A 14,027-nucleotide genomic window follows, 5' to 3' on the forward strand; every position below is an offset into this window, starting at 1 on the left:
GCGCCTACCGCCCGTAGATCTCGAACTCGTAGAGCGAGTATCCGTAGGACGTGCCGCGCGTGACGCCCTGCATGCGGACGTAGCGGGCGTTCACCGGGCTGAAGGTGACGTTGTCCACGCCCCCGTCGCCCGTGGTGGTGGAGTAGACCGTGCTCCAGTTGCTCCCGTCGGTGGACGTCTGGATGGTGTACGCCTTGCCGTACGCCGCCTCCCAGCGCAGGATCACCCGCGCCACGCTCGTGACCGATCCGAGGTCCACCTGGACGTACTGGTTGTCGCTCGACGCGCTCGACCAGCGGGTGGTCGGGTCACCGTCGTTCGCCTTGCCCGCCGGGTAGAGGAGGTTCTGCTTGCTGGACGCGCTCGCCGTGCCCCCGAGCGCGGCGTTGGCGATCGAGTCGCCGCGCCGCGCCGGGAAGGAGACCACCTGCTGGTAGGTCGGGCGGTTCTGCCAGGAGATCAGCGACTGCTTGATCCCGCCGAGCGGCGACTGCCGTACCGCGTCCGCGCACCACTGGTCACCGGCGGAGCACGCGTCGTCGGCCGGGTAGGTCACCGCCGCCGTCTCGGCCAGCGCGGCGGACAGGCTGTCCAGCAGGACCGTACGGCACGCCTGCACGGTGGCCCCGCAGTATTTCGCCGGAAGCGCGCCCTGCACGGTGTCCCCCAGCACGTTGCGGATGTCCTTGTCGACGTAGCCCCACCAGCCGTACTGGAACGAGGAGCCCTTGTGCGTCTGTGCCTCGTTCGCCGAGGTGGCCAGGGTGGAGACGTCCCCCTGCTGGTGCCCGGAGGGCGACTCGTTGATCTGCAGGGTGTTGATCAGCGACTGGTAGAGGCCGTCGCCGAGTCCGGGCCGGAACTGCGCCCGCACCAGCTTGGGCCACCAGGCGTCGAAGACGCGGATGGCGTCCGCGTGGGCGTACGTCTTGCTGCCCGCGGCGGTCTCGGCACGCCGGGCTCCGGCGGCCGCCCAGGCGGACAGCTTGGAGACGGCCGAGGCGAGCGCCGGGTCGGTCACGGTGCCGCTGTCGATGACGCGGAGCAGGTTGGGGAGGACCTTCCAGCCGCGCAGGTCGGTCGTCGCCGCGCCCGCCATGATCTTCACGACGCCGGCCCGGTCGAGCGTCCCGGAGGCGAGCGCGGCCTTCACCGGCGCGTCCAGGAGGTCGGCCCGGTGCACCGAGCCGAAGCTGAAGTTGCCGTCGGCCGCTCCGTAGTCCTTCGCCTGCTTGTTGTTCCAGCTCACGAAGTAGTCCTGGTTGACCGCCTGCGGGTGGGTGTTCGCCGCCTCGTACGTCGCGGTGTTCACCGCCGGGTCGTATCCGGCCCACTCGTGCGCGGCGTCGGCGGCCATCGGCAGGTTCGGGTCGGAGACGGCCGACCGCACCGGGCTGTTGCCGGACATGAAGTACGCCGAGTCGGCCGAGTTCACGTAGAACCAGTTGAACGCGAAGCCGATGTTCGCGGCGGAGTTCTGGAACGCCGCGGCCGAGCCCATCTCGGCGGGGTCGTTGAACATCTGGAAGCCGATCGCGGAGTCCGGTTCATGCCGGTAGGTCGAGCGCAGCGACGTGAAGGCCGTCGGGGTCCCGCCGACGGTGCCGCGCCATGTCACCAGGCCGTACTTGGTGCGCTTGATCACCAGGTCGTACGATCCGGCGGCCGTCGAGTCCGCCGTGGTCGGCTTCCAGGAGTTCTTCTTGCGCAGCGTCTCCATCGCGGTGCAGGTGCCGTGGTACAGGTAGTGGTCCGACGCCGTGGTGGCGGTCCCGCCGTTGGGGTCGCACAGCGTGATCGCGTAGGTGTCGGTGATGTCCTGCGTGCTGGAGGTGGCGCTCCAGGCGTAGTCGGCGCCCCGGCCGAGCAGCACGTACAGGTTGAGCCCGGAGAACGCCGCGCCGCGCGCCCGGATGCCCGGTCCGGACAGCTCCTCAAGCATGAGCAGCTGCGGGGAGAAGTAGCCGGTCTGCGGGCCGAAGACCGCGATGGGGTGGCCGGTGCCCGACTTGGCGGCGGAGACGACGATCGCGTTCGACATGCCCGGCTTGGCGTTGTCGACGGTGAGGCCGTCGAGCGGGCTCGTGGCGGCGGTCGTCGCCGAGGTCGCCGTGCCCGTCTCGTTCTCGGTGATGTCGACCGGCGCGGTCGACGCGTCGGGCAGCACCACCCCGGTGGCCCCGGCGGGGGCGGCTCCGGACGGGAAGCTCTGCCCGCCGTGCAGGGTGAGGACGGTCTCCGGGTCGTTCTGCCCGCGGAACGCCGCCCAGACCTGGTCGCCCACGGCGGCGCCGTACTTGGCCCGCGCGACGACCCGGACCAGGGCCGACTGCGTCTCGTTGCCGCCACCGCCGCCGAAGAGGCCGCCGATCACACCGGAGATCGCGACCAGGTCGGTCATGGTGAAGTCGACCGGCCCGCCCGCGTTGGTGATCGCGTCCATGTGTCCGGTCAGCACGTACTCGCCGGGGCAGTTGCGCTTGGACATGCAGACGTCGATGTAGGCGTTGATGCCGTCGATGTAGTTCCGTACGTCGGAGTAGAGCTGCGCGCCTCTGGGCCCCGAGTCCCGCAGCCGGTCGATCTGGGCCTGCAGATCGGCCTCCGTGTACGGAGAGTTGCGCCAGACGCTCTGCTCCAGCTCCCGGTTGCCCTGGGCGCCTCCGGCGAACGGGGTCAGCTCGCCCCTGCCGACGTGCCGCATCAGGTCCATGACCCAGAGGCGGTCCTGCGCGCCCGCGTAGCCCGCGCCGAACATGGTGCCCTCACGGGTGGTGCCGGTGATGTGCGGCACCCCGGTCGCCTTGTCCCGGACGATCGTGACGTCCGAGCGGGGGCTGACCGTGCTCTCGACCTGTCCGGCGGGTACGCCGAAGGAGGCGTCGTTGAAGAACGAGGCGATCTGCTCGTCGGTCAGCCCCGTGTAGCCCGAGATGAGCCCGGCGTACTTGCCGAGCTGGTCGGCGCTGTGCGCGGGGCGGGTGCCGACGGACTGGTTGCCGAGGATGTCGACCAGCGTGGCGTTGCCGTTCTGGCCCGGCGGGAGGACGTCCGCGCACTGGCCGAGGCAGTAGTCGTCCGAGACCGTGGCGGCCGCGGCCGCCGAGGCGGCGGAAGACGTGGAGGCCGCCATAGCGGCTGAGGCTGCCGGGGACGCCGGTAAGCCGGTGATCACGAGGGCGGACACGGCGACGGCCGTGAGCGCCCCTCGAAGGCGCGCGTGCATGGGGGAACTTCCCTTCGCGAGAAGCCGGAGGGTGAGGGGTGACATTCGCGCGCACGAATATGAGGGCTGCTCAGCTCTGGACGATACCCGTTGGTAACCCCTGCATCAATGGGCGAGTTTCGGCTCCCGAACACGGCGATGCCCGCCCGGCTCGGGGCCGGGCGGGCATCGCCAGAGGTGACTCGGTTCAGGCGCCGCGGAGCTGGGCTCCGGTCCGCTCGCCCGCGAGCGCCACCGCCGCGTCGCGGGCCGCGGTGGTCTCCTCCACCGTGAGCGTGCGGTCCGGAGCGCGGAAGCGCAGCGAGTACGCCAGGGACTTGTGGCCCTCGCCCACCTGCTCGCCCGTGTACACGTCGAACAGCCGGACGGACTCCAGCAGCTCACCCGCTCCCTCGCGCAGCGCGGCCTCGACCTCCGCCACGGTGACCGTGACGGGGACGATCAGCGCGACGTCCTGCGTGGCCACGGGGTACGCGGACACGGCGGGCGCCTGCACCGGCCCCTGCGGGGACAGCAGCGACAGCTCCAGCTCCATCGCGGCGGTACGCGGCGGCAGGCCGTACGCCTCGACGACGCGCGGGTGCAGCTCACCGGCGTGCCCGACGAGCACGTCGCCCGCGTACAGCGCGGCGCACCGGCCGGGATGCCAGGGCTCGTGCCGGTCGGCGCGGACGTCCAGCTCGATCCCGGCCTCGCGGGCCACGACGCGGGCCGCCTCCACGGCGTCCGCCCAGGACGCCTGACGGCCCTCGCCCCACCAGCCGGACCGCTCGAACTCACCGGCCAGCACCACGGCGACGCGGACCGGCTGCCGGGGCAGCGCGGTCTGGATCAGCGCCAGCTCCTCCGCGGTCGGCATACGGTCGACCGGCAGCACCGGCGCCGTGGCCGGAGCGTCCGGCTCCGGCCGGTAGACGAGACCCGTCTCGAACAGGGCCACGTCACCGAAGCCGCGGCCCACGTTCCGGACCAGCGTCTTCAGCAGGCCGGGCAGGAGGGTGGTCCGCATGAGCGGCTCGTCCTCGCTGAGCGGGTTGACCAGCCGGGTCGCCCGCCTGCGCGCGTCCTGCGTGGGAAGCTGCAGGTTGTCCAGGTCGCGGACCCCGATGAACGGGTAGCACAGCACCTCGACGTAGCCGGAGTAGGCCAGCGCCCGGCCGACCCTGCGGCGCAGCCGCTGCTCCTCTGTCAGCCCCGCCCCTGCCGGGGCGGCGGGCAGCACCGAGGGCAGGTGCTCGTATCCCTCGAGGCGGATGACCTCCTCCGCCAGGTCGTTCGGGTCCGTGAGGTCCGGCCGCCAGGACGGCGGGGTGACCGTGAGCGGGTCGTCTCCGCGTACGGCCAGCTTGTCGCGCAGGTCGCCGCTGGACACCACGCCCGTCGCGGCCACGCCCTGGCCGTCGCCGGAGACGGCGTCCTCGGCGACCACGCCTTCGGCGACCACGCAGCCGATCTGCTCCAGCCTGCGGATCACCGTCTCCCGCGTGTACGGCACGCCCGCGACACCCCCGGGGTGGCCGGAGGGCATGACGATCCGGACCGGCGCCACGTCGACCTCGGCGTGCGTGACGCCCGGGTCGGCGGTGCCGGAGCCCAGCTCGACCAGGAGCTGGACGGCACGCCACGACGCCGCCAGCGGCAGCTCCCGGTCCACGCCCCGCTCGAACCGCTTGGACGCCTCGCTGACCAGGTCGTGCCTGCGGGACTCCCTGGCGATGCCCGTGGCCGAGAAGTGCGCCGCCTCGATCACGATGTCGGTCGAGGAGTCGGAGATCTCGGTGTGGAGCCCGCCCATCGTGCCGGCCATCGAGATCGGCCCCGTGTCGTCGGTGATGAGGATGTCCTCCTCATGGAGCTTCCGCGTCACGTGGTCGAGCGTCTCGAGGGTCTCCCCCGGCCTGGCCCGCCGTACGACGATCTCGCCGGACAGGCGGGACCGGTCGAACGCGTGCAGCGGCTGGCCCAGCTCCAGCATCACGTAGTTCGTGACGTCCACGGCGAGCGAGACGGGTCGCATGCCGGCGCGGGCGAGCCGTACGCGCATCCAGAGCGGGCTCTCGGCGGCGGGGTCGAAGCCGGTCACCGACCGCAGCACGAAGCGGTCGCAGGCCGTCGGGTCGCCGATCGACGCCGGGTGGGCGCCGCCCTGCGCGGCGGGCGGCTCGATCGCCGCCGGGTCGCGGAACGGCACGCCGAACGCGATGGCCGCCTCGCGGGCGACGCCCCGGATCGACAGCGCGTATCCGCAGTCCGGCGTGATCTCCAGCTCCAGCACCTCGTCACGGAGGCCGAGGAGCTCGACGACGTCCGTCCCGAGGGGCGTGTCCTGAGGAAGCAGCAGGATGCCCGGCGAGGACTCGGCAATGCCGAGCTCGGCCTCCGAGCAGATCATGCCGTCCGACTGCCGCCCGTAGGTCTTGCGCGAGCCGATCTCGAAGCCCCCGGGCAGGACCGCGCCGGGAAGCGCGACGGGAACGACGTCGCCCTCGGCGAAGTTGGTGGCGCCGCACACGATCTCGCGCGGCGCGGCCTCCCCCACCTCGACGAGGCAGTGCCTGATCGGCTTCTTGAAGCCGCTGAGCTCCTCGATGACGACGACCTGGCCGACGACCACGTTCTTGATCTCGTGGCCGTAGGACGCGATCGCCTCAAGCTTGAGCCCGGCCGAGGTGAGCTTGTCCGCCACCTCCTGGGCCGTGACGGCGGGGAGATCGACGTACTCCCGCAGCCATGAAAGCGGGACCTTCATCAGACCTCCATTCCGAACGGCAGGGTGAAGCGGATGTCGCCCTCGACCATGTCACGCATGTCCTCGGCGTTGTTGCGGAACATCAGGGTGCGCTCGATGCCCATCCCGAAGGCGAAGCCCGAGTAGACCGACGGGTCGACGCCGCAGGCGATCAGCACGCGGGGGTTGACCATGCCGCAGCCGCCCCACTCGATCCAGCCCTCCGACTTGCACGTACGGCACGGCGGGTTGCCCGGGACGGCCGACGCGCCGCGGCAGACGAAGCAGCGCAGGTCCATCTCGGCGGACGGCTCGGTGAACGGGAAGTAGTTGGGCCGGAACCGGGTGGTGATGCCCTCGCCGAACATGACCTCGGCGAACCGGTCCAGCGTGCCCTTGAGGTGGGCCATCGTGAGCCCCTTGTCGACGGCGAGCCCCTCGACCTGGTGGAACACCGGGGTGTGGGTGGCGTCCAGCTCGTCGGTACGGAAGACCTTGCCCGGCGAGATGACGTACACCGGCAGGTCGCGCGCCAGCAGCGCGCGGATCTGCACCGGCGACGTCTGGGTGCGCAGCACCTTGCCCGAGGCGGTGCTCTCGACGAAGAACGTGTCGTGGTCGGAGCGGGCGGGGTGGTCCGGCGCGATGTTCAGCGCGTCGAAGTTGAACCACTCGCCTTCGAGCTCGGGTCCCTCGGCCACCTCGTAGCCCATCGCGACGAACGCGTCGGCGACGCGCTCCTGCAGCGTGGTGAGCGGGTGGCGGGCGCCACGCGGCCCGCGGTCCCACGGCAGGGTGACGTCGACGGTCTCCTCGACGAGGACGCGCGCGTCCCGCTCGGCCTCGAGCTCGGACTGACGGGCGGAGAGCGCCTGGCCGATGGCCTTGCGCGCGCCGCCGATGCGCTTGCCCGCCTCACTCCGCGCCTGCGGCGGCAGCGCGCCGATCTCGCGGTTGGCCAGCGCGATCGGCGAGCGGTCGCCGGCGTGCGCGAGACGTACCTGCTTCAGTTCGTCGAGGTCGCGCGCCGCGGCGATCGCGGCGAGGGCGTCGGCCTGTGCCCGCGCGACCTCGTCGGCGTGCAGCGGCGTCACCTCGACCGGGTCATAGGTGTTCGACAAGAGAGAGCTCCGTATCCAGGGCTTAAGCGTGCACGAGTCTAGTGCCGCCAACGTCAAGATTCGCCCCCGCGAAGATCGGCGACAGGGGCGCCGGCGCGGTCGGCCCACCGGGTCTGAGGTCGGCTCTGAGATCAGGCGAAGTCAGGGGTCCCGGTGGGCACGGTAAATCGGAACTCCGCGCCGCCGCCGGGCGCGCGCTGCACGCTGATGGTGCCGCCGTGGGCCTCGACCAGGCCCTTGACGATGAAGAGGCCGAGGCCGGTGCCGCCCCGCCTGCGGCCGTTGCCGCGCCAGAACTGCCGGAAGACGCGCGTGACCAGCTCGGGTGCGACACCCTCACCTTGGTCGCGCACGGACACGGCCACTCCCCATTCGACGGCTTCGACCACTATCGTCACCGTACCGCGCCCGTGGCGCACCCCGTTTTCCAGCAGGTTGCCGAGAATCTGGTCGATCTTGTCCTGATCGAGCCAGGTCTCGGGTAGTTCGCCGCGCACGTCGAGCCGGAACCGGTCGGCGGACTCGCCCGCCGCGACCCTGCCCGCGATGAGCCTGCGGGCTCGCGCCGGGATGTCCACGACCTGGCGGTGGATCTCCAGCCGTCCGGACTCGATCCTGGACACGTCGAGCAGGTCGGTGATCAACCGGGTGACGCGGTCGGCGTCGGCGTTGACCGTCTGCAGCATGACGAGCTTCTGCGCGTCGGTGAAGCGTTCCCACTTGGCCAGCAGCGTGGCGGTGAAACCCTTGACGCTGGTCAGCGGAGATCGGAGTTCGTGCGCGACGGTGGAGACGAGGTCGGCCCTGCTGCGCTCCAGGCGGGCCCGGGCCGAGGCGTCCCTCAGCGTGATGACGACGCGGATCACCGGGCCGGCGCGTTCGGGACGGCGGACCAGGCGAGCCGCGACGAGTAACTCCTGGCGTCCCGGCAGGTGCATCGGGCGCTCGGGCTGGCGGGTCCGGGTGACCAGGCCGCCGTGCGGGTCGAGGCACTTCCACCAGTCGCGGCCCTCGGGGTCGCGTAACGGCAACGCGTCGGTGATGTGTTTGCCGACCGCCGCCCCGCGGGTCACTCCGGTCAGCCGTTCCGCGGCCCGGTTGACGAGCAGGACCACGCCTTCGGAGTCGGCCACGACGAGCCCGTCAGGGAGATCGTCGGAACAGACGTCCGCACTCCCGCCGGCGGCCGGTTCTCCGGCGCTCCGGGGAGTGCCCTCACCACGCACGAGACCGCCTCCCTCGATCCTGTGAAAGCCCGCCGGATGGGGACCCGCGCGTGCTCCAAGGCCGACAATAGCGGGTTTCCCGTTCTAGTCGGCCGCGTCAGACCGCGGGAGTAGATGGATCTTCCACATGATGTAAGGTCTGCCGCTGGGCCCGGGCCGAGGCGTACAGGCAGACGGCGGCGGCGGTGGCGAGGTTGAGACTCTCCGCCCGCCCGTAGATCGGGACCCGCACCACCTCGTCGGCGAGTTCGAGCAACTCCGGGGGCAACCCCCACGCCTCGTTGCCGAAGAGCCATGCCGTGGGCGCGCCGAGATCCACGTCGTCGAGGGTCGCCTTGCCCGTGCCGTCCGCGGCGAGGATCCGCAGCCCGGCGTCCCGCACCTGCCGTACGGCCTGCGCCACCGGGGTGCCGGTCGCGACGGGAAGGTGGAACAGGCTGCCCGCGCTGGCCCTCACGCACTTGCCGTTGTACGGATCGACCGAGGCGTCGGTGAACACGACGGCGTCGGCTCCGGCGGCGTCGGCCGTACGCAGGACGGTGCCGGCGTTGCCGGGGTCGCGCACGTGGGCGAGGAGGGCGACCAGCCGGGCGGTGGGCGGCACCGCCTCGGACAGCGGGACGTGGACGAACCGGCAGACGGCCATCAACCCCTGCGGGGTGACGGTCTGGGCGAGCTCGGCCATGACCTCGCCGCTGACCCGGAAGACGGGGACCCCGGCGGCGGCCGCCGCGCCCACGATGTCGGCGTGCCTGGTCTCGGCCTCCGCCGTGGCGAACAGTTCGACCGTCACGCCGTCGAGCGTGAGGGCCTCACGGACGGCCTGCGGCCCCTCGGCCAGGAAGGCCCGGTCGCGGTCCCGGAAGGCGCGCTTGGTCAGCCGCCGCGCGGCCTTGACCCGCGGGGACCTGATGTTGGTGAGCTCGGATCCGGCCATGCCTTCCCCCGTCAAAAGGGGCCCACCGGATGCCGGTGAGCCCCTCGAGTATTGAATTGCCCGACTCAGGCGACCGGCGCGTTCACGTCGGCCGGAAGAGCCTTCTTGGCGGCCTCGGCCAGCGTGGCGAAGGTCTGGCTGTCGTTCACCGCGAGGTCGGCGAGGATCTTACGGTCCACCTCGATGCCGGCGAGACGCAGGCCCTGGATGAACCGGTTGTAGGTGATGCCGTTCGCGCGGGCCGCCGCGTTGATGCGCTGGATCCACAGGCGCCGGAAGGTGCCCTTCTTGTCCTTGCGGTCCCGGTACGCGTAGGTCATCGAGTGGAGCATCTGCTCCTTGGCCTTGCGGTACAGCCTGGACCGCTGACCCCGATAGCCACTCGCCCGCTCGAGGACGACCCTGCGCTTCTTCTTGGCGTTGAGCGCCCGCTTCACGCGTGCCATGTTGTTCAGTCTCCCCGGGGTCGGTTACTTCGCGAGCAGCTTCTTGATCTTCTTGGCGTCGGCGTCGCTGATCACGACGTCACCCTCGAGCCGACGCGTGCGGGTGGACGGCTTGTGCTCGAAAAGGTGCTTCCGGTTGGCCCGCCGGCGAACGATCTTGCCGGAGCCGGTCACCCGGAACCGCTTCTTCGCACCGCTGTGCGTCTTCATCTTCGGCATCTCAGCCGTCTCTCCCTCATTGGTCCGTGCCGACGGCCCGGGCCGGTAACCCGAGCCGGCGGCATGCCTGGCTCTGCGAGACCGTCCCGGTCTCGGCTTCTCCATGCGTGTCTGATCACTCAGACGAGCGCGTCACTCCGCGGTCGCGGACTCCTGCTCCCCGAGGGGGGCGTCCTGCTCCGCTGACTCTGAGCCGCGCTGTGCCTTGGCGGCGGCCTTCTCGGCCTTGGCCTCGGCCTTCTTCTTGTGCGGGCCGATCACCATGATCATGTTTCGGCCGTCCTGCTTGGGCTGTGACTCCACGAAACCCAGCTCGGTGACGTCCTCGGCGAGCCGCTGCAACAGCCGGAAGCCCAGCTCCGGCCGGGACTGCTCGCGGCCCCGGAACATGATCGTGACCTTGACCTTGTCGCCCGCCTTGAGGAAGCGCACGACGTGACCCTTCTTGGTCTCGTAGTCGTGCGGATCGATCTTCGGCCGGAGCTTGATCTCTTTGATGATCGTGTGCGCCTGGTTGCGGCGGGCCTCGCGCGCCTTCATGGCCGACTCGTACTTGAACTTGCCGTAGTCCATGAGCTTGCACACGGGCGGCCTGGCCGTCGCCGCGACCTCGACGAGGTCGAGATCGCTCTCCTGGGCCAGCTTCAGTGCATCGCCGATCGAGACGATGCCGACCTGCTCGCCGTTCGGGCCGACGAGGCGAACCTCCGGCACGCGGATACGATCGTTGATGCGGGGCTCGGTGCTGATGGGACCTCCAAAGGACTTCCGCTTGATGCTCGACCGTGCGGGAAAACATAAAACCCCGCACGTCACGCATGCGGGGTCACTGAGCTCTCACTCAGAAAGCTCTGGTTGTGATCCTTGACCCGTCCGCCTTTCGGCCGATCAGGTGGGAGGAGGACCTCCGCTTGCGCGTCCAGCCGGCATGCCGGACCGATCGAATGACAACATTACCACAACCCGGCGACCACCCCGGATATTCCACCCCGGGGGTCACCCGGCCTCGGCGGCCCGCCTGAGGATCTCGGCCTCGCCTGCCGCGCGCATCTCCTCGACGGGCACGTCCGCCCGGCCGGTCATCAACTCGACCTGCATGACCGCCTGGTGCAGGAGCATCGGGAACCCGCCGATGACGACCCCGCCCCGAGCCTGTACGGCCGCCGCCAGCCTCGTCGGCCACGGCGAGTAGACCACGTCGAAGACCGCCTTCGCCCGCGCCGCCTGCGCGGCGAAGGCGTCCGCGGCCCCCGAGGGCAGCGTGGAGACGAGGAGATCGACGTCCGCGTCGAACTTGTCGAACTCCTGCACCTCCACCGAGACCCCGAGCCGGTCGGCCACCTCCACGGTCTCCCCCGCGCGGGCGGGGTCGCGCACGACCAGGAACACCTCCCGCAGCCCCATCTCCCGCAGCGCCGCGATGGCCGAGGCCGCGGTGGCGCCCCCGCCGAGGATGGTGGCGGAGCCGGGAGCGGTCACCCCCGCCTCGGCGAGCGCCTGGACGATGCCGTACACGTCGGTGTTCTCCCCGTGGCGGCCGCCGTCGCGGAAGACCACCGTGTTGGCCGCGCCCACCTCGACCGCCAGGCCGGAGACCGTGTCCAGCAGCGGGAACACCACACGCTTGAGCGGCATCGTCAGCGACAGCCCGGCCCACTCCGGCCCGAGCCCGGCGACCAGGCCGGCGAGTCCCTCCTCCGCGCACTCGATCGCGTCGTACCGCCAGCCGGACAGGCCGAGCTCGGCGTACGCCGTGCGGTGCAGGATCGGCGAGAGCGAGTGGCGGATCGGGAGGCCGAGGACCGCCGCTCTGCGTGGCTCGGCTCCGCGCGCTCCGGTCATCCGTTGTTCCGGTTGAACTCTTCGCGGAGCTTCCAGAACTCCGACTCCTTGTCGGTGAACTTGGTGATGCCCTTCTTCGGGTCGACGGTCACGAAGTACAGCCAGTTGCCGTCGGCGGGCTTGAGCGCGGCCTCGATGGCGTGGTCACCCGGGTTGTCGATCGGCCCCGGGGGCAGACCGGGCCGCGTGTACGTGTTGTACGGCGAGGTGCTCTTCAGGTCCGCGTGGGTGGCGGCGATGCCGTACTTGTTCAGGCCGTACATGACCGTGCTGTCCATCGCCAGGTTCATCTGCGGGTTCCGGCTGAGCCGGTTGTAGATGACGCGGGCCACCTTGCCCATGTCGTCCTGGTTGCCGGACTCGGCCTGCACGATGCTCGCGATGATCATGATCTCGTGCGCCGAGTAGCCGAGCTGCTTCGCCTGGCGTTCCAGGTCGAGCCGCTGGGCGGTCTGGTTGTAGCGGTCGACCATCTTGGTCAGGATCTGGGCCGCGCTGAGCTTCGGCGAGATCTCGTACGTCGCGGGGAAGGCGTAGCCTTCCAACCGTCCCTTGGCGTACCGGGGAAGGCCGAGGTCCTTCTTCGCGGCCTTCTTGAACTCCTCGACCGGCTTGCCGGTGGCCGTGGACAGCTCGGTGAAGATCTTGCTGAGCCGCAGGCCCTCGCGAATGGTCAGCCGGTTGAGCACGCGATTCTTGGGATCGAGCATGGTCACCGCGGCCTCCGCGGACATGCCCTTGCGCAGGGTGTACTCGCCCGGCTGCAGGGAGGAGCTCTTGCCCGCCGCTCCGATGGCGTTGACGAACGCCCGCGCGCTGGCCACGACGCCCTGCTCCTCTAGCTCCTGGGCGACGTCGGAGGCGGTGGCCCCCTCCTTGACCTCCACGATGATCTCGCCGGTGCCGGTGCCGGTGAAGTCCTTGGGGACGATGACGTCGCGGAACCAGTTGAAGCCGAGGTAGCCGGCGCCGCCGAGGACACCCGCGACGACGACGATGGCGATGACGCTCGCGGCGAAGCCCTTGCGCCGCTGGCGCGTCCGGCGCTTGCGGCTGCGGCGGCGCTGGCTGCGGGAGGGGCCACGGGAACGGCGTCGGGACGGCCCGTCGTCGTCGGAGCCCAGCAGGAAGTCCATATCGAGATCATTCATAGTGCGCTGGCCAATCTCTCGGTACGGCGTACCCCGCGTCAAGCGAGTGTGCCGAACCGAGGGGGTTCCGGCGTTCGATTACGCGCCCGCCCCTGCTACGAGCGGGCGTGGGCCCCCAGATCCGGGTGAACCGCACCCCGCGCGAGGGAACGGCGACCCGGGCCGCCAGGGGGCCAGGACGATCCTTCCGGGCTCGGATGGTCATGTCCTAGATGGTCCCTAGGTACGTGTTCAACTCTTCCCGGTATTTCACAAACTCGCCCTCTTTGTCAGTGAATTTGATGATCCTATGGTGAAGATCGGCTCTGACAAACCGGTACCAATCGCCCGTTTTGGGGGCGAAGTGCACCAAGTATGGCATTATTCCGGGATTAATCGCCCACCCAGGGGGAAGGGCCGCACGGGCCGCACGGCGGCGGATCACGCGGAGCGATCTCAGGGACATCACCTGGTCCCGGCGCTGGTCGGACCGGCGCGTGCCGGTCTGACGCGACCCGGAGCGACGGGTCCGACGCGACCTGGGCGGAAAGCGGTGGCGTGTGACGTCGCACCGCGTGGTGGCCGGGTCACCACCGGGAACATCGGAACGGGCGGCCCGAACCGCGACCGCGGGCATCAGCCGGCTCCGCCGCCCGCTTCCTCGCCGCCGGCTCCGCCCGGCGGTCCGAGGGGACGGCCCGGCGGCCTCCCGGTCGAGCGCTCGGAGTCGAGCGCGGCCTGGAGCAGCACCACGGCCGCCGCCTGGTCGATCACGGAGCGCTGGTTCTTCGCCTTCACGCCACTGGAACGCAGCCGCTGCTGGGCGGTCACCGTCGTCAGCCGCTCGTCGAAGAGGCGGATCGGGATCGGCGCGAGCCGCTCGGCGAGGAGGACGGCGAACTCCCGCGCCGCCCCGGCCGCGTGGCTCTCCCGCCCGGAAAGGGATGTGGGCAACCCCACGACGACCTCGATCGCCTCGTGCTCCGCGACGATCGCGGCGATCCGTTCCACGTCACCCCGGCCGCGCCGTACGGTCTCGACCGGCGTGGCGAGCAGACCCGAAGGGTCGCTGCGCGCCACGCCGATGCGTACCGATCCGGCGTCGACGCCGACTCGTACACCCTGCCTCATGATGGCCGGTTCTCCCCGAGA

The 14,027-nt window shown here is 70.7% G+C and carries 11 protein-coding genes; all 11 read right to left on the reverse strand.

Features of this window, described 5'->3' with window-relative positions; translation table 11 throughout:
• Positions 1 to 4: 4 nt before the first annotated feature.
• Complete coding sequence (locus AB0I59_RS33690) at positions 5 to 3,133, reverse strand: penicillin acylase family protein (protein WP_435831152.1); 3,129 nt, start codon at positions 3,131 to 3,133, stop codon at positions 5 to 7.
• A gap of 280 nt (positions 3,134 to 3,413) precedes the next feature.
• Positions 3,414 to 5,975, reverse strand: a complete 2,562-nt coding sequence (locus AB0I59_RS33695) for a phenylalanine--tRNA ligase subunit beta (protein ID WP_061257238.1) — start codon at positions 5,973 to 5,975, stop codon at positions 3,414 to 3,416.
• Complete coding sequence (gene pheS / locus AB0I59_RS33700) at positions 5,975 to 7,075, reverse strand: phenylalanine--tRNA ligase subunit alpha (protein ID WP_061257237.1); 1,101 nt, start codon at positions 7,073 to 7,075, stop codon at positions 5,975 to 5,977. The genes AB0I59_RS33695 and pheS overlap by 1 nt, the downstream gene beginning before the upstream one ends.
• 131 nt (positions 7,076 to 7,206) lie before the next feature.
• Entirely contained in the window at positions 7,207 to 8,301 is a 1,095-nt protein-coding gene (locus AB0I59_RS33705) for a sensor histidine kinase (RefSeq protein WP_358139350.1), read from the reverse strand.
• Between the two features lie 97 nt (positions 8,302 to 8,398).
• Positions 8,399 to 9,238 (reverse strand): TrmH family RNA methyltransferase, encoded by an 840-nt coding sequence (locus AB0I59_RS33710; RefSeq protein WP_358139353.1) that lies wholly within the window; start codon positions 9,236 to 9,238, stop codon positions 8,399 to 8,401.
• A gap of 65 nt (positions 9,239 to 9,303) precedes the next feature.
• Complete coding sequence (gene rplT, locus AB0I59_RS33715) at positions 9,304 to 9,684, reverse strand: 50S ribosomal protein L20 (protein ID WP_061257234.1); 381 nt, start codon at positions 9,682 to 9,684, stop codon at positions 9,304 to 9,306.
• 24 nt (positions 9,685 to 9,708) lie between these two features.
• On the reverse strand, positions 9,709 to 9,903 hold the full coding sequence (gene rpmI / locus AB0I59_RS33720) for a 50S ribosomal protein L35 (protein ID WP_061257233.1): 195 nt from the start codon (positions 9,901 to 9,903) through the stop codon (positions 9,709 to 9,711).
• A gap of 132 nt (positions 9,904 to 10,035) precedes the next feature.
• Positions 10,036 to 10,719 carry a translation initiation factor IF-3 gene (gene infC, locus AB0I59_RS33725; RefSeq protein WP_435831153.1) on the reverse strand — a complete coding sequence of 228 codons (684 nt, stop codon included), beginning with the start codon at positions 10,717 to 10,719 and terminating at the stop codon, positions 10,036 to 10,038.
• A 180-nt stretch (positions 10,720 to 10,899) separates the two neighbouring features.
• Positions 10,900 to 11,745, reverse strand: a complete 846-nt coding sequence (locus tag AB0I59_RS33730) for a shikimate dehydrogenase (protein WP_358139357.1) — start codon at positions 11,743 to 11,745, stop codon at positions 10,900 to 10,902.
• Entirely contained in the window at positions 11,742 to 12,896 is a 1,155-nt protein-coding gene (gene mltG, locus AB0I59_RS33735; protein ID WP_061257230.1) for an endolytic transglycosylase MltG, read from the reverse strand. The genes AB0I59_RS33730 and mltG overlap by 4 nt, the downstream gene beginning before the upstream one ends.
• A 615-nt stretch (positions 12,897 to 13,511) precedes the next feature.
• Positions 13,512 to 14,006 (reverse strand): Holliday junction resolvase RuvX, encoded by a 495-nt coding sequence (ruvX, locus tag AB0I59_RS33740; protein ID WP_228647077.1) that lies wholly within the window; start codon positions 14,004 to 14,006, stop codon positions 13,512 to 13,514.
• Between the last annotated feature and the right edge of the window lie 21 nt (positions 14,007 to 14,027).

This window comes from Microtetraspora glauca, assembly GCF_040656155.1.
GTDB classification, from domain to species: domain Bacteria; phylum Actinomycetota; class Actinomycetes; order Streptosporangiales; family Streptosporangiaceae; genus Microtetraspora; species Microtetraspora glauca.